This is a genomic window from Paenibacillus sp. J22P277 (assembly GCF_059383675.1).
This window is the reverse complement of sequence record NZ_JBXENS010000008.1, coordinates 125,862-142,146: the sequence shown is the minus strand read 5'-3', so window position 1 is coordinate 142,146 and position 16,285 is coordinate 125,862. Positions and strand designations below refer to the sequence as shown.

At 58.7% G+C, this 16,285-nt stretch carries 13 protein-coding genes and 1 pseudogene; 4 read left to right on the top strand and 10 right to left on the bottom strand.

Going from position 1 to position 16,285, the window contains the following annotated elements:
• Positions 1-159 precede the first annotated feature (159 nt).
• The 9 genes and pseudogenes from AC50YL_RS27475 to AC50YL_RS27435 all read right to left on the bottom strand — a co-directional run bounded on the left by AC50YL_RS27475 (position 160) and on the right by AC50YL_RS27435 (position 11,560).
• Positions 160-1,812, bottom strand: a complete 1,653-nt coding sequence (locus tag AC50YL_RS27475) for a type 2 periplasmic-binding domain-containing protein (RefSeq protein WP_494836191.1) — start codon at positions 1,810-1,812, stop codon at positions 160-162.
• A 162-nt stretch (positions 1,813-1,974) separates the two neighbouring features.
• A complete protein-coding gene (locus AC50YL_RS27470) occupies positions 1,975-2,874 on the bottom strand; it encodes a carbohydrate ABC transporter permease (RefSeq protein ID WP_494836190.1) in 900 nt (299 codons plus the stop codon).
• Between the two features lie 14 nt (positions 2,875-2,888).
• Positions 2,889-3,794, bottom strand: coding sequence for an ABC transporter permease (locus AC50YL_RS27465; protein WP_494836189.1), 906 nt, complete (start codon positions 3,792-3,794; stop codon positions 2,889-2,891).
• A 344-nt stretch (positions 3,795-4,138) separates the two neighbouring features.
• The gene (locus AC50YL_RS27460; RefSeq protein WP_494836188.1) at positions 4,139-6,355 is read right to left on the bottom strand and encodes a helix-turn-helix domain-containing protein; all 2,217 of its coding nucleotides are present in this window, start codon (positions 6,353-6,355) and stop codon (positions 4,139-4,141) included.
• A 197-nt stretch (positions 6,356-6,552) separates the two neighbouring features.
• A pseudogene (locus AC50YL_RS27455) lies at positions 6,553-7,046 on the bottom strand (alpha-L-fucosidase); the annotation flags it as partial.
• A 61-nt stretch (positions 7,047-7,107) separates the two neighbouring features.
• Positions 7,108-7,341 (bottom strand): hypothetical protein, encoded by a 234-nt coding sequence (locus AC50YL_RS27450; protein ID WP_494836187.1) that lies wholly within the window; start codon positions 7,339-7,341, stop codon positions 7,108-7,110.
• A 34-nt stretch (positions 7,342-7,375) separates the two neighbouring features.
• A complete protein-coding gene (locus AC50YL_RS27445; protein WP_494836185.1) occupies positions 7,376-8,878 on the bottom strand; it encodes an IMP dehydrogenase in 1,503 nt (500 codons plus the stop codon).
• A gap of 91 nt (positions 8,879-8,969) precedes the next feature.
• Positions 8,970-10,412: a S41 family peptidase gene (locus AC50YL_RS27440; RefSeq protein WP_494836183.1), complete on the bottom strand. Its 1,443-nt coding sequence runs from the start codon at positions 10,410-10,412 to the stop codon at positions 8,970-8,972.
• Positions 10,413-10,621: 209 nt separating this feature from the next.
• The gene (locus tag AC50YL_RS27435; protein WP_494836182.1) at positions 10,622-11,560 is read right to left on the bottom strand and encodes an aldo/keto reductase; all 939 of its coding nucleotides are present in this window, start codon (positions 11,558-11,560) and stop codon (positions 10,622-10,624) included.
• 133 nt (positions 11,561-11,693) lie between these two features.
• Here AC50YL_RS27435 and AC50YL_RS27430 point away from each other — a divergent pair, with 133 nt between their 5' ends.
• Both AC50YL_RS27430 and AC50YL_RS27425 read left to right on the top strand, forming a co-directional pair.
• Positions 11,694-12,560, top strand: coding sequence for a helix-turn-helix transcriptional regulator (locus AC50YL_RS27430; RefSeq protein ID WP_494836181.1), 867 nt, complete (start codon positions 11,694-11,696; stop codon positions 12,558-12,560).
• A gap of 72 nt (positions 12,561-12,632) precedes the next feature.
• Positions 12,633-13,436, top strand: coding sequence for a Cof-type HAD-IIB family hydrolase (locus AC50YL_RS27425; RefSeq protein WP_494836179.1), 804 nt, complete (start codon positions 12,633-12,635; stop codon positions 13,434-13,436).
• A 66-nt stretch (positions 13,437-13,502) separates the two neighbouring features.
• Here the strand turns inward: AC50YL_RS27425 and AC50YL_RS27420 are convergent, their stop codons facing one another.
• Positions 13,503-14,558 carry a YeiH family protein gene (locus AC50YL_RS27420; protein WP_494836177.1) on the bottom strand — a complete coding sequence of 352 codons (1,056 nt, stop codon included), beginning with the start codon at positions 14,556-14,558 and terminating at the stop codon, positions 13,503-13,505.
• Positions 14,559-14,757: 199 nt separating this feature from the next.
• Here AC50YL_RS27420 and AC50YL_RS27415 point away from each other — a divergent pair, with 199 nt between their 5' ends.
• Both AC50YL_RS27415 and AC50YL_RS27410 read left to right on the top strand, forming a co-directional pair.
• Positions 14,758-15,906: a PdaC/SigV domain-containing protein gene (locus tag AC50YL_RS27415; RefSeq protein ID WP_494836176.1), complete on the top strand. Its 1,149-nt coding sequence runs from the start codon at positions 14,758-14,760 to the stop codon at positions 15,904-15,906.
• A 179-nt stretch (positions 15,907-16,085) separates the two neighbouring features.
• Positions 16,086-16,229, top strand: a complete 144-nt coding sequence (locus AC50YL_RS27410) for a hypothetical protein (protein ID WP_494836175.1) — start codon at positions 16,086-16,088, stop codon at positions 16,227-16,229.
• Positions 16,230-16,285: the final 56 nt, after the last annotated feature.

Genomic DNA, 16,285 nt, shown 5'->3' with positions numbered 1-16,285 from the left:
TTAACCGGCTTCGCAACCGGATCGAATCCTTCGACGTTGAATGTCGGCCCGGTTGTCCCTCCCCCAATTAATGGGGATCAAGATCATGATACGACGCCTCGTTCACCCGCAGCAAGCCCTCTTCCCCCATTCATGCGCAAGCCGGCCGGTTCGTCCGATTTATTTTTTCTCGAGCGCGAGCTGATAGATCTGGACGTACTGCTGCAGATTCAACCCGTCAAACCCTTTCACGTAGGCATCCCAATCCTTGTCGATGCTCTTGTCCCCGATTATGAACTGCGACATGTTGGATTGCACGTAGTCTTTAATGGAGGTGGCGAGCTGGGCCATCGTGTCCGTGTCTTCGGGATGAACGAACGCGCTGGACGGGTAAAATTCCTTCGGCGCATACGGAGCGTACGCGCTCGTGGCGTCCGCGAGGCGTTTCTCGTACCCCGCGCCGGTCAGCGGATCCTGCGCCGTCGCGAACAAGTCGCGGAAGTCCTTCGACAGATCCTTCGGTCCGAGCAGCGACCAGCTGTCGTTGCGAACGACGTTGGGATCGATCGGCTGCAGGTTCGCAAAGCTGTATTTGGCCGGCTTCCCGTCGATGTTCTTCTCGTCCGCCTCCGCTTTCTTCCAGCCGATGCCCTCTTCGACGCCGTATTCGCTATACAGCGCGCCTTCTTCGCTATAGGCGTAGTCGGCGATTTCGACGGCCGCGATCTGCTGTGCCTCGCTCGCTTTATTCGTGACGGCCATGGCGAATTCGCCGAAGCCCTGCGACATGCCCGCCAGCTGCACGCCCTCCGGCCCCTTCAGCGGCGGCACGATGACCCAATGCTTGTGGCGCGTGACCGCGTCGTCGTACGTGTTGACCAAGTAGCTCAGGAGCGCCGTGGTAACGGAGCCTACGATCTCGTCGCCTTCGCGATTGCCGAGTTGCCCGACGGCCTGGTCGTTCTGCGTGAAGGACGCTTTGTCGATCAAGCCTTCGCTGTACAGCTTGTGCATGTAAGCCAGGCCTTCCTTCCACTGCGGCTTGTCCGCGGCAAAATCGACCTTGCCGTCCGCGACGGTCAGGTACTTGTCGTTATCGTTGTAAATAAAGGCATTCATCAGGAACGCGTCCATGTTGCCGTTCCAGACGTATTTGTTCGGCGCGCCGGTGAGCGGGATCTCGTCCGCTTTTCCGTTGCCGTTCGGGTCTTTTGTTTTGAACGCCTTCAACGCGTCATACAGCTCGTCCGTCGTCGTCGGGACGGCGAGGCCAAGCTTGTCGAGCCATTCCTCGTTGATCCAATACTTCTGGGAAAACGTGCAGTGGTAGCATTCGTTGAAGCGCGGAATGCCGTAGATATTCCCGTCCGGAGCCGTCATGGCTTCTTTCAAGTACGGCTTCTTGTCCATCATCGCTTTCAGATTGGGGGCGTATTGGTCGATCAGACCGTTCAACGGGATGAGCACGCCTTGTTTGCCGTAGGTCATCAGGTCCGAATTCGTGAATTTGCCTTCCAGGAATACCTCCGGGTAGTCGCCGCTCGCGAGCAGCAGCTGCCTGCGGTCCACGAGCGCGTCGGTCGGCGCCAAGTCCCATTTGATCTTGATCCCGAATTTCTGTTCCACGTACTTGGTGTAGTCGTTGTCTTCGAGCGGTGCCTTCCCTTGCGGAGCGAAGAATCCGATCTCGACCGGCTTGGACGGCGATTCCGCCGCTTTATCCGGCGGATTCCCGCTGCCGGCATTTTCCTGATCGTCGCTGCTGCCGCAACCGGAAAGGACCATGCTGCCGATCACTGCCATCATGAGTAAAACCCAAACGGATTTTTTCAATGCACTGACTCCTCCTTGAATCGGATAGGTTGGCGCCTGCCCGTGCTTCGATGAAGACCCGGGCGGCCCCCGGCTTGATTGGCCTGACATACGCTTCGAACCGGCTTCCCCTCACCTCCACCGCTAATGTCGCAGCCAGCATGCGATCCGCAAGCTTCTCGACTAGCCCTTCAGGGAACCGATCATGACCCCTTTGACGAAATGCTTCTGCACGAACGGATACATCACGAGCACCGGCACGCAGGCCACCACGATGAGCGCGTACTTCAGCACCTGCTCCAAGCCTTGATCGCGCAGCTTCTGCGCCGTATTCGCCAGCATCTCCGGGTCGGCCGAGTTCAGGATCAGCATATTCCGGAGGACGTATTGCAGGGGAAACAGATGCTCGGATCTCAGATAAATCAGCGCATCGAAATAAGCGTTCCAATGCCCTACCGCGTACATCAGCGTCATGACGGCGAGAATCGGTTTGGACAGCGGCAATACGATGCTCCATAGATAACGCGTATCCCGGCACCCGTCAATCTGGGAAGCTTCCTGCAGCTCCATCGGGATCGAGGTTTGAAAAAAAGTCCTGGCGATGATCACCTGAAAAACCGAGAATGCGCCCGGGAGCCACAGCGCCCACCGCGTGTCCAGCATGTGCAGGTTTTTGACCAGCAGGTACGTGGGAATCAGGCCGCCGTTGAAAAACAGCGTGATCATCATGAGAATCATGATGTACTTGCGGCCGGCCATCGTCCGCTGCGACAGCGGAAACGCCATCAGCACGGTAAAGGCCACGTTAATGAAGGTGCCGACGACGGTATAAACGATGCTGTTATAGTAGCCGAGCATCAGCTGGGAGCTTTGAAATATCGACCTGTAGGCTCGAAGCGAGAACTCGACGGGAAGCAGCCACACGCGGCCGGACACGACGGCGTTCGGCGAGCTGAAGGACGAGCTTAGGATGTAAAGCAGCGGATAAAGGACGGTCAGCGTGAGCGCGCCGAGCAGGACATAAATGACGAGGAGCAGCATGCGGTCGCTGAACGGTTCCCTGATTTTTTGGTTGGTCTGCATGGACGGCCGCCTTTCTACCATAAGCTGTTTTCCGAAACTCTTCTCGCGATGGCATTCACGATGACGAGCAGCATCAGATTAATGACGGAATTGAACAACCCGACGGCGGAAGAGAAGCTGAAGTTGGCCCCAAGAAGACCGACTTTGTATACGTAGGTCGAGATGACCTCGGAGGTACTGAGGTTAAGCGAATTTTGCATCAGGTAGATTTTCTCGAAGCCGACCGCCATGGCGCTGCCCAAACTAAGAATCAGCATCGTCACCGCGATCGGAATCAGGGACGGGAGATCGATATGAATGATTTTCTTCAGGCGGGACGCGCCGTCCATGCGCGCCGCTTCATAGAGGGAAGGATCGACGCCGGCCAAAGCGGCGATGTAGATGATGGAGGCGTACCCCATTTCCTGCCAGACCCCGGACCACACGTAAATGGACTTGAATAATTTCGGCTCGCCCATGAAGTTCGTCCCCGACCATCCGAAGAACGCGAACAGCCGATCGACGACGCCGACATGCGGCGAAAGCATCAGGATGATAATGGACACCATGACGACGGTCGAAATAAAATGAGGCGCGTACGTGATCATTTGCACGGAACGTTTGAAGAAGCCGGTTCGAATTTCGTTCAGCGCCAGCGCCAGCAGGATCGGAACCGGGAAGCCCGCGAGCAGCGAATACAAGCTGATCAGGAGGGTGTTGCGGATGAGCAGCGAGAAGTTCGGCGAGCGGAACAATTCCTCGAAATGCTTGAAGCCTACCCACGGGCTGCCCAAAATTCCTTTAATGACATTGAAATCCTTGAATGCGATGATCACGCCGAACATGGGGATGTATTGAAAGACAAGCAGATAAAGCACCGGAAGAAGCACAAGGAGATACAGTTCCCAGCTTCGCCTCAGTTTGATCCAAGTTTGTACCATCCGCATCTCTCCTTCGTTTCGGAATCGTCGACCGCCCAAGGGACAAACCGCCATGTCAGCTTTCTTGCCATGCTTGGTTCGATAAAACGATTCTAGCCCGAATGGAATCCGGGTATCAATGCGTAAGATTCCTTGATCACGCATTTTTCTCCGATGCGTTTTCCTTCGCCGGGCCGGCGGGAATTTCGCGGAGTTCCCGTTTTTCCGCGTTGCGCGCTTTTCGCCGCCCGTCGGAAGAGCTCATGCGGCGGTGAATCCGCAAGGAGGAAGGCTGCGTTTGCCGAAACCTAAAAAAACCTTGGTCCGCCGTATATCGGCAGATCCAAGGCTTGATGGAAAAAGGATCATCGAGCAGCCTGTTGCTTGCGGTAATCGCTCGGCGAGAATCCCGCCACGTTCTTGAATGCCCGGTTGAAGGAATTATAGTTGAAATACCCGACCTGCGTGCTGATCTCCTGAAGCGATTGGCCCGTCGCGAGCAGCAGCTGCTTCGCCTTGTCCATCCGAAGTCCGATCAGGAAATCGACGAAATTACAGCCGCATTCCTCCTTGAACAGCTTGCTGATGCTCTTGGCATGGATCGTGAATTTTTCGCTAAGATGATCGAGCGACAATTCCGGATTCGGATAATTGGTTTCGATGTAAGCGCGAATATCGCTAATAACGGCTCGCGTTCGCTGCGAATCTTTCAAAACCTGCAATTTGCCCGTCGCCGCCTCGAAGATGCGCTCGCAGCCCTGCTTCAATTCGGGCAGCGTTTCCCAATCCCCCCACAACGCCAGCAGCTCGGAGCCCGTCTCCTTCCACACGTTGCGATAATCCTTGGAAAGCTCAAGGAACGCGCGGTTCAGCTGTTGTTGCAGAAACTGCAGGAAGCTCTCGATCTCCATCCGGGACGAGACGGCATTCGCGATTTGCCCGAACAGCTCGTCCAAATGCCTCTTCCATCCGCTCTCGGCCAGCCGGATCGCCTGCGACAGGGCATGGATCGTCCCGAAAAAATCATGGACGCGATAGGCGGCTCCGTCCAGCTCCGCCGAATCGAGCATCCTTCCCGTGCCGAGCACGGCTTTATATTGCAGCAGATTGCGGGCGATTTCGTGCGCGCGCCGGATTTCCTCGAGATTGTCGGCCATCCCGTGAACGGCAAGCGTGACGGTGAATTTCAAATTGCCGTTTACCCATTCCGCGATCTGCTCGCCGATCGCCTTGCTCAGCTCCGCGCCGTCCGCTTCGTCGGGCACCCACACGATCGCGGACAGCCTCCGGTCCGACACCCATTCCGCCCAGGCGGAAGCGCGGCTGAGACCGGCCGTCTCTTGGGTCACGCGCGCGAGAACGAATTTCAGCATCGATTGGTCTTGATGGTGGTATTCGGCGGTAAACCGGGCGAAGCGGTCGATTTCCAGCTCGAGCAGGAAAGCCCGGGCTCCGGCCGGATTCACGTGGAACGCAAGCAAATCCGTTTGCCATTCCGTCTCGCGAATCGGGACCGTGCCTTCGATCGCTTCTTGGAACCGATGCTTCCTCCGCAGGATGATCGTTTCCTTGTCCTTCTCCCTCGTTCGCGTGGTTTCCTCCATCATCTGCTCCAGCGCCCCGCGAATAAACCCGAATTCATTGCCCTCGGAGCGCCCGATATCCGGTTTGATCAAAGCGCTTGTCCGGATCAACGACACCAGCTGGTTGATCGGCTTATAATTGCGGCGCGACACGTGAACGACCCAGAAGATGCCCAGCACCACCGCCGCAACGGCCATGACGACCCAAATGCTGTAGAAATCGAGCGCAAACCTAGACAGGCTTCCGTTCGCCGGACCGCTTTCGAACACCCATCCGGTATAGGGAGAGACGTACCGGGACTGGATGCTTCGTTCCCCCGGAGCCACGGCTTCATCGTCCATCAGGCCATTGCCTTGTCCGTCGCTGATGCGAATAAACGTAAGCGATGGATTGTACAGCGGCGCAATGGTCTGCTTCAGCTTCGACAAGCTGACGTTAATGACCACGAAGCCTTTTTTCTGCGAGGTAAAATGCGGGTAGCCCTGCACCAAGGAAATGACGTCCGTCTGCGCGGATGCCCGATACGGTTGATAGCTTCGCTTGCCCGACCATTTGCCGGCTGCCGTGCGCTGCTCCATATAAGGCCGTATGAAGGGATTGTCCAGAAAGTCCGACTGCAGCCCCGAACCGTCTCCCAAGACGAACCGATCCTTCATCCGGATGAAATAAACCGAGTCGACGATCGCGTAGTTGAGCTTCCAGTCATCAATCAGCTTGTTGGCTTGAATATTGCCGTAGACGTCGTTGCTGTCCGTATTAAAGAACCGTTTCAGCTCTGCCGATGAAAGCGTATCGCGCAGCACTTGGTAATCGAGCGTCTTCAAGGAATTGTCCGCGATACGGACGGCTTGCTCGTCGAGGAATCCGTTTGCTTTCAGCGCTTCCTTGCGATTTTGCTCGCTCAGCGACAAGAAGAAGACCACGAACAAGATCGTAACCACCACGACGAACACGGGAAGATAAGAAAGTAGCAATTTTCGAAACCAGCTGCTATTCATGCTATCCCCCCTATCTCGTTCGTTTAGGTGTCCGGCAATGGATATTTGTAAAGATATTGTATTATTTTACATGATCTCCTCCAGCAATTCTATGGCGCAACAGGATGCTCTTTGGGCTGATTCCCGCTTAGGACGTGATGCGGAAGACGTGCGCGATCGGCGCTTTCCCGTTCGACTTCCCCGCCGGCGGCCGCAATGTACAAATAGGTGCAGTAAATCGTCTCCGCTTTGCGCGTGAACGCATAGGCGTCCGCGAAGTAAGGCGCGCAGATCCGCGTACCGTATACCGCTTCTCCGTATACCTTCAGCCACGCGCCAAGCTCCTTCATGCTTCGGACCGCCCCTTTGGGCAGTCTGCCGTCGGGCTGCGGTCCGACGTTCAAGGCCAGATTCCCGCCCTTGGCGACGACCTCCATCAGGATATGCACCAATTGACGCCCCGATTTATACCGGTCCTCGTACCCGACGAGAACGACGTTCCGATCGTGATGCAGCTCTCCCAAGGCACATGCAGCGGCCGTTCCGGAATCGTCTGCTCCGGCGTGACGTAGTTCTCGTCGGGTCTGCCCACGGTCCGGTCGGCCACGAGCAGCCATGGCTGCAGCTTGCGCGCGCGGGCGATGACTTCGCCGAGGCGAATATCCTGGCTGACCCGGCCCCCCGCTCTCACCCATCCGGCATCGAGCCAAATGTTTCTGCGCGCGCATGGCCGCGATATGCATGATTCAGTCACGGACAACCGGTCGCCGCGCTTAGAAAAATGCAAAGCCGCCATCGTCTTCCATCGTCCCGTGCGGACTTGGAATTAGGATAAACGCAGCATCGGAGACGCTCAACGGGATTTTTTCAATCCGTTCACCTTTTTCCTTCCTGGCGCGCTTTGCTATTTTCGCCCCCGCCGCCGCCGGGCAGGAAAAAAGAGGAGTCGCCGGTAAAGCCTCGCGCAAAACGCCAACGCGCACGAAAAAAAGCTGCCGAAACCCCAACTGGGTTCCGTGCAGCCTTCTCGATCGACCGGCGCTATTCGCCGGTAATGTTATTTTCCTTGAGGATGACGTCATGCGCGCCGCCTTCGACGATGCTGGTCGCGGAGACGAGCGTAATGCGCGCGTTGCGCTGCAGCTCCGGAATGGAGACGGATCCGCAGTTGCACATGGTCGATTTGATTTTGTGAATCGTCTTGCCGAGATTTTCATGCAGGCTGCCCGCGTACGGCACGTAGGAATCGACGCCCTCCTCGAACATGAGGCCCGCCTTGCCGCCGGTGTCGTACCGCTCCCAGTTGCGGGCGCGGTTGGAGCCTTCGCCCCAGAATTCCTTCACGAAATTGTTGCCGACCTTCAGCTTGCGCGTCGGGCTTTCGTCGAAACGGGCGAAGTAGCGGCCCATCATGACGAAGTCCGCGCCCATGGCCAGCGCCAGCGTGATGTGGTAGTCGTGCACGATGCCGCCGTCGGAGCAGATCGGCACGTAGATGCCGGTTTGCTCGTAGTACTCGTCGCGCGCCGCGGCCACTTCGATCAGCGCGGAAGCTTGCCCGCGGCCGATGCCTTTCTGTTCGCGCGTGATGCAGATGGAGCCGCCGCCGATGCCGATCTTGATGAAGTCGGCGCCCGCTTCGACGAGGTACAGGAAGCCTTCGCGGTCGACCACGTTGCCCGCGCCGATCTTGACGTCGTCGAAGTTCGACTTGACGTATTCGATCGTGTCCTTCTGCCATTCCGAGTACCCGTCGGAGGAATCGATGACCAGTACGTCCACGCCTGCCGCGACGAGCGCCGGCACGCGTTCCGTGTAATCCTTCGTGTTGATGCCCGCGCCGACGATATAGCTTTTGTTCGCGTCGAGCAGCTCGGTCGGGTTTTCTTTATGTTCGTCGTAGTCTTTGCGGAAGACCAGGTATTCCAGGTTGCCTTCGTCGCTCACGACCGGCAGGCAATTCAGCTTATGATCCCAGATGAGATCGTTCGCTTCCGACAGCGTAATGCCGGATTTGCCGTAGATCAGCTTCGCGAACGGCGTCATGAAATCGCCGACGGATTTGGACAGCGAATCCCGGCTGATCCGATAATCGCGGCCCGTTACGATCCCGAGCAGCTTGCCTTTCGGCGAGCCGTCGCTCGTGATGGCGACGGTGGAGTGACCCGTCCGTTCCTTCAGCTCCAGCACGTCCTTCAGCGTATGGCTTGGCATCAGGTTCGAGCGGCTGACGACAAAGCCCGCCTTGTAGCTCTTCGCCTTGCGAACCATTTCCGCCTGCCCCTCCACGGTTTGCGAGCCGAAGATGAACGAAATGCCGCCGCTGCGCGCGAGCGCCACGGCCATGCGGTCGTCCGATACGGCCTGCATGACGGCGGAGGCGAACGGAATATTGAGCGAATACGCCGGGGTCTCGCCTTTCTTGAACTTCACGATCGGGGTCTTGAGCGATACGTTGGACGGATTGCAGTTCTTGGTCGTCAGATTCGGCACCAGCAGAAATTCGCTGAAGGTGCGGGACGGTTCCATGTAAAAATGAGCCAAAAAATGTCGCCTCCTGCAGGATGGATTCCGGATAAATTTTTACAAGCATATCACAGAGCCCAAAAACAAGCAATGGAAGCTCGGATTTTGGTTATTTGCCGGAGGAAGCGACGGATTCCGCCGTCCGCAGCAGATCCATCGCCTTGTTGCGCTGCGGATCCTCCGTCTGGAATTTGTCCGACAGCCGCGCCAAAATCCGGTAAGCCGTCTTATCGTTCATATCGCCGCTGACGGGCAGCGATTCATGCTGCTGGAACGCGCGCACGGCCGCCGCCGTCGCCTCGTCGTAGACGCCCGATCCCGTTCCGGTGTCGTAGCCGATCGCCTGCAGCATCTTCTGCACCGTCACGACGGTATCCCCGTAATTCCCGATCGTCAGCTTGAGTCCCGCATCGAGCCTCGGCAGCAGCGCGTAATCCGGCGCCGCGACGGACACGTTCGGCTCGATGCCTTTCTTATGAATCCATTGGCCGTCCGGCGACCGCCACTGCGCCTCGGTCAGCTTCAGCACGGAGCCGTCCTTCAATTGGTTGAAGTTCTGCACGATGCCCTTCCCGAACGTCTTCTCGCCCACGACCTGCGCGCCGGCGGTATCCTTGAGCGCCGCGGTCAGCACCTCGGAGGAGCTTGCCGTATGGGCGTCCACCAGGATGGCGATCGGCAGCGTCCACGGCTCCTTCTGGCTGGACTTATGCGTCAGCACCCGCTTCTCGTCTTTGTACACGACCTGCACGATCGTCTTGCCTTTCGGCACGAAACGGTTCGCGATCTGGATCGTCGGATCGAGCAAGCCTCCGGGATTGCCGCGCAAATCGAGCAGCAGCGCCTTCATGCCTTGCTTCTGCAAGCTTGCGATCGCCGCGTCGAATTCCTGCGCCGTCTTCTCGGCGAACCGGCTGATCGTGATCTCGCCGATTCCGTTCGCTTTCATTTCCGAGGATACGGTCAGCACCGGCACGTCGCCTCGGACGACGGACACCGTCTGCAGCCCCGCTTGCCCTTGTCTTTGCACCTGCAGCTTGACCGTCGAGCCGGCTTTCCCCTGCAGCTTGCTCTTCAGCTCGTCGAAGGTCAGTCCCTTCACGGCAGCGCCGTCGATGTTCTCGATGACGTCTTCCTTCTTGAGCCCCGACTTCTCGGAAGGCGCGCCTTTAATGATGCTGTCGATGATGAAGGCGCCGTCCTCCTGGCGGATCTCCACGCCGATCCCGACGAAATGGTCCTCGTAGGACTGCATGTAGGCCTCGCCTTTATCCTCCGACAAATAGACCGAATACGGATCCTGGAGCGAACCGACCATCCCCTCGGCGGCGCCGTCGACCAGCGCCTTGGACTTGGCGCCGTCCAGATAGTCATGCATGATTTCGTTGTACGCGTACGCCAAATTGCCGAACGCCTTATCTTTAATGATGGGATACTGCAGCAGCATGCTGAGCCGGCCCCCGGCAAATCCGGCCACGACCAAAATAGCCACGATCGCGACGAGCGTCGCCTGCCGCCGCTGTTTCCCCGCTTTTTCACCGAATCTATTCATTTCGACACCTCTTCCACAATGAACCTGTTTCCTCACTCTATCGCATTCGGAGTGCCGTCGCAAGTTCGCGCGGACGAGGACGAAAAAGACCCCTTGCGGCCGCGCGGCGGAGGACGGTTCAACCGTCGTTCCGCGCGTGCCGGGCAGGGGTCTTCGCGATCGTTCGCGGCCGGATTAGCGATAGTCGATCGCTGCTTCCGGCCATCCGTTTATAACGGTACGGATGCCGTCGATAAATTCAACCACGCGCGTTCTTCCGCGCTGAGCGAGACCGGCAGCGCTTCGACGCTGTCCCGCAGCTCCGCAGGCGTCTGCGGTCCGATGATGGCCGCCACCGGGAACGGCTGGTTCAGCACGTACGCAAGCGCGATCTGGTTCGCGGTCACGCCGTATTTCTCCCCGAGCACGCCGGCTCTGCGCTTGCGCTCCCAGTTCTCATCGCCGTAGTACACGCGCACCATCTCGGCGTCGTCCCGCTTCTCCGGCGCGCACCGGTCCGTGAAGAAGCCGCCGGATTGCGACGACCACGACAGAATCGGCAGCCGGGACTCCTCGTGCCAAGCCTCGTCCTCCGCCGTCGTCGACACGCAGCCCGCCCAGCGCGGCTCGTTCGGTCTCGCCAGGCCCAGGTTCGGGCTGCTGCAGCCGAAGCCGGTCATGCCATGTTTGGCGGCGTAAGCATTGGCTTCGCGGATGCGCGCCACGCTCCAGTTGGAAGCGCCGACCGCCCGGCAGCGTCCGGCGGCGAGCTGATCGTTCAAGCCTTCGAGAATATAGCCCACATGGACGTTGGGATCATCGCGATGCAGCATGTACAGGTCGACGTAGTCCGTGTCCAGCCGTTCGAGGGATTCCGTCAGGTCGCTCTGGATGCACGTCTTCGTCATGCGCGACTGTTCGTACGGATGCGCGCCTTTGCCGATGATGACGATATCGCCGCGGTTGCCGCGCGACGCCATCCATTTGCCGATGGCCTGCGCCGAGCTGACGCCGTAAATATGACCGCTGTCGATGGTGTTGCCTCCTGCCGCGGCATAGGCATCCAGGAGCTGCCCGGAATAATCCATGTCTTCCGCTTTCAACATCATGGAGCCTTGAATCAACTGCGTAATGCCCTGCGCGATTCCCGCAACCTCGATCCGTTTCATTGTTCAGCTCTCCTTTAGGCAAACATTGATCTATATTGATCATTATATACAAGGTTTGTGCGTGCCCATATCGAAATATATTGATAAGCTTAGAACGATATTGACGATCATTCCCCGTATAGGAGACAACGCCATGTTCCGAAATCATCTCACGCTCCCGCTGCTGAGCCGGGACCGCTTCTACTGCTTCCCGGAATCCGCCGGCCATTATCATCCGGACCGCGAGCACGAAGCCCGCCGCTCGCCCGGCGCCATGCAGGAATTCAACCTGCATCTCGTCACCGCGGGAAGCGGATTCGTCGAAATCGACGGCCAGCTTCACGAGCTGAAGGCCGGGGACGGCTTTCTTTATTTCCCCGGCGACGCGCAGGCCTACCGGGCTCATCCGGAGCATCCATGGGAGATCAAATGGACGCATTTCTACGGCAGCGGAATCGCGGCGGACTTGACGGAACGCGGCTTCCACCGCACCGTTCCCTGGCGGCTGCGAACGTCGGCGGAGCTCGAAGCGCGCTTCGACGAGCTGATCGCCGAGATCGAACGCCACAAACTGCTTCACCCCAGCCGGATTGCCATGCTCATGTACGGCATTCTCGCGGAATTCATCGAGCAGGCCGAACCATTGATCGGAACGGAAGCCGGTTCCGGCGCGACGGCGGTCGAGCGCGTGCTGGCGCTGCTGCCCGAGCTGCAAGCCTCCGCCGCCGAGCCGTTCGATTTGAACGCCTGGGCCTACCGCGCGTCGACGAACCGCTATTCGTTCTGCCGGTGGTTCCGGCGCGCCGTCGGCCAGACGCCGCTGGAATTTCTGACCATGTGCCGCATTCAGCGGGCGAAGGCGCTGCTCGTGGAGCGGCAGGAGCTGAGCGTCGGCGAGATCGCCCGCATGTCCGGCTACGAAACCGCCAGTTATTTCAATAAACGGTTCCAGGAAAGCGAAAACATGACGCCGACCGCCTACAGGCAGCAGTTCGCGGGGATGCGCGCTTTACGAATATAACGCTTGTTCCCGATTTCGTTTTCCGCTACAATCAATGGAAATGCAAGCTATAGAGAGAAGGAGCGGAAGAGAATGACTTACAAATTGATTGCCATCGACATCGACGACACGCTGCTGACGGACGATATCATCGTCACGCCGGGCACCAAAGCGGCGCTCGCGGCCGCGATCGAGCAAGGCGTATTCGTTACGCTGGCCACGGGGCGCATGTTTCCTTCGGCCAAGAAGATCGCGAAGCAAATCGAACTGAACGTGCCGATCATCACTTACCAAGGCTCGCTGGTGAAGACGCTGCTCGACGAGCAGGTGCTTTACGAGCGCAGCGTGCCGCAGGACGCGGCCAGAGAACTGATGGCGTACTGCCAAGCGAACGGGCTTCATCTGCAGCTGTACGTCAACGATAACCTGTACGTGCGGGAAGACAGCCAGAAAGCGCGCGATTATGCGGCCCTCTCCAATATTCCGTACGTCGTTGAGCCCGACTTCGAGAAGCTCATCGCGCAGCCTTCGACCAAAATGCTCATGATCGACGATCCCGCCCGTCTCGACGAAGTGGCGCTGGAGCTCGCGCCGCTCATCGGCGACCGCGTGCATATCACGAAATCCAAGCCGCATTACTTGGAAGTGACGCACAAGGAAGGCACGAAAGGCCATGCGATCGCCTTCATGGCGGAGCATATCGGCTGCACGCTGGACGAAGTCATCGCCATCGGCGATTCCTGGAACGATCACGAGATGATCGAAGCCGCCGGACTCGGCGTCGCCATGGGCAATGCCCTGCCAAGGCTGAAGGAAATCGCGCAGTACGTCACGAAATCGAACAACGAAGAAGGCGTCAAGCACGTCATCGACAAATTCATTCTCCAAACGGTGTAAACCGCGAAGAGCTGCGGCTCCGTCCTCATGGACGGAACCGCAGCTCTTTTTGTCGAGTCGGCGCGCTTAGATCGCGAAGTACGTCCAGAGCGACAAGAGCGCCGACGTCGCCAGCATCGCGGCCAGCGATTTCAGCACGCCGCCTCCGAGATTCCGAAGGTCGACGTTGAGCCCGAGCCCCACCATCGCCATCGTGAGCAGGAAAGTGGTCAATACGGTTAAGCCGTTCATCGCCTCCGGCGCGGAATGCATAACCTGCTGTCCGATCGCGCTGCTCCCCAGCAGGCTCATCGCCGCGAAGCCGAGCAGAAACCACGGGAACGGCAGGGACGTCTTCGGCAGGCTTGCGCGTCCGGCTGTCTTGCGGCCGACGCGGCGCTGAATGAACACGATCGCCAGGCAAACCGGCACGAGCAGGAACACCCGCCCCAGCTTGGCAAGCAGCGCCAACGCCAGCGCATCCTGGCCTGCCGGCGAGGCGGCCAAGGCGGCATGCGCGATTTCATGCAGGCTGGTGCCGGACCAGATCCCGTACTGCGCATCCGACAGGGGAAGCAGCGGACGAAGCAGCGTGTACGCGACCGCGAACAAGGTGCCCGTCAGCGCAATCAAGCCCGCGCCGACCGCCGTGTCTTCTTCCTTCGACCGCAAAATCGGGGATACCGCCGCGATCGCCGCCGCCCCGCATATGCCGGTGCCGATGCCGAGCAGCAGCGACAGTTTGAGATCCGCCCGCAGCCATCTGGCGATCAGCATCGTGCCGCCGACGGCGAACAGCACGACGGCCGCGTCACGGGCCAGAAGCCCGAGCCCTTCCTGATAGATCGCCAATACGTTCAGCTTCAGCCCGTATAGAATAATCGCCAGCCGCAGCAGGTTTTTGCTGACGAACCGTATGCCGGCCTGCAGCGGAAGCGGATAACCCCACAGCTGCCGATAAGCGACGGCGAGCAGGATCGCGCAGGCCATCTGCCCGGCGTAATGAAAGCCGGGCAGATACGACAGTCCGCAGCCGGCCGCGGCGATTAGGAACGTAAACGCTATGCCGCCGATTCGCAGCTTGCAGGCGCGAAACAGCCATATGGGAAAGCCAAGCGGCTTCACAGTGTAAGGAATCGTCATTCTCGGAGCCTCCGGTTCATCGTCAAGTTGGTTCCCATTATACCGCCGCCCTTCCGATAAGAGAAATCAATCCTTATGATGAATCCGATCATGATTCGTTATGCGAGCGAGGCTCTCCTTAATCTCGTTACCGTTTTGTTACAATCACTTGGGGCTTTAGCGTTTATAGTATACGTATACCAATGCTGGAGGGATTCCAATGAACAACCGCACAAGCAAACGTCCCGTCAAAACCATCTCCGCCGCCGTTCTGAGCACCGCGCTCATCCTGACGGCTTCGGCGCAATTCGCTTTTGCCGCGGATACGGCCGCATCGGCTCAAGACCCAAGCATGGCCCCGATTGTCGTCAAGCAAGCATCCGATCGCGTTCAATTGACGAGCAAGAACACCGCCAAATCGACCGCTCAACTGGAGACCGATCTGAACGTGCCGGTCATCGGCGGCATGAAGGACACCGCCTATCAGAATGCGCTCAACGCCAACATCGCGGCGCGCGCCAAAGCGGCCGTCGACGCGATCGCGAAGCAGGCTGCGGACGCTTACGCATCCAGAGACGCCTCCGCTGAGTTCCGGCCGTACGGCGTGACCATCAAGTTCGAATTAATCTCGGACGGCAGCGCGGCCGAGGACGGCATCCTGTCCTTCAAGGTGCTCACCTATACCTTCACGGGCGGCGCGCACGGCGGCACGGTCGCCGATACCTACAATGTCCGCAATGCGGCGAAGGCGTCTCCCGTCAAGCTGAAAGACCTGTTCGGTTCGAATTACAAAAGCATCGTCAATCGCGCGGTCAAGACCGAGATCGCCACTCGCCCGGACGATTTCTTCGCGGATCAATTCCAATCGATCTCCGACAACCAGGCGTTCTATATCCAAGACGGCATCGCGTACATCGTCTTCCAACAATACGATATCGCGCCTTATGCCGCGGGCATGCCCGAGATCGCGCTCGTTATTCCCGGTAGCGGCGCGGCCGTGCCCGCCGGCGCGGTGAAATTGCCCGTCGTCGCGGATCGCGAGAACGTCAGCGCGATCAGCTTGTACGCGGGTCCGGGCGGAATCGTCATGGCTCCGCTTCGCCCGATCGCCCAGGCGCTCGGCTATACGATCAGCTACGATGCGCGTACGCACCAGACCAAGGCGACCAAAGGCAACGACTGGGCCAAAGTAACGGTCGGCAAGGACCGTTATGCGTTTACCGATATGGCTTCCTTCACGCTTGGCGCGGCCCCGGCTACCAAAGGCGGTGCCCTGTACGTCCCGCTCGCCTACTTTGCCAAGGTGCTGCACGCCGACTTGGCTTTCACGAATCAGGCTATCGTGCTGACCTCGGCCGCGACGAAATAATCGAAGGCGGCTTCTCGCGTGACAGTTGACAGCGAAAAGAGCATGGCGGTCATGAACGCAGGCCGCATGATCACGCTGAAAGGGGATGTCTTTGGAAGACTAAATGTCTTCTTCACGAAACAAAACCGGATCGCGAGAGTCTCCCCGTACAGGCATTTGCCGATGATCAGCTCGCTCCCATGCAAAGAATCGAAGGCGGCGGTCCGCCGAAGCCCATCGCGCTGCACGACATGCCGCGGCCGCTCCGGGCGATCGGATACGGACTTCGCATCGTCCTGCTGCTCATGCCGATCATCGCGATCGTCGCCAGCTCGCTAAAATGACAAACGGCCCTGCCCGCTTCCCGCGGTCAGGGCCGTTTGTTATCTGCATCCTTATC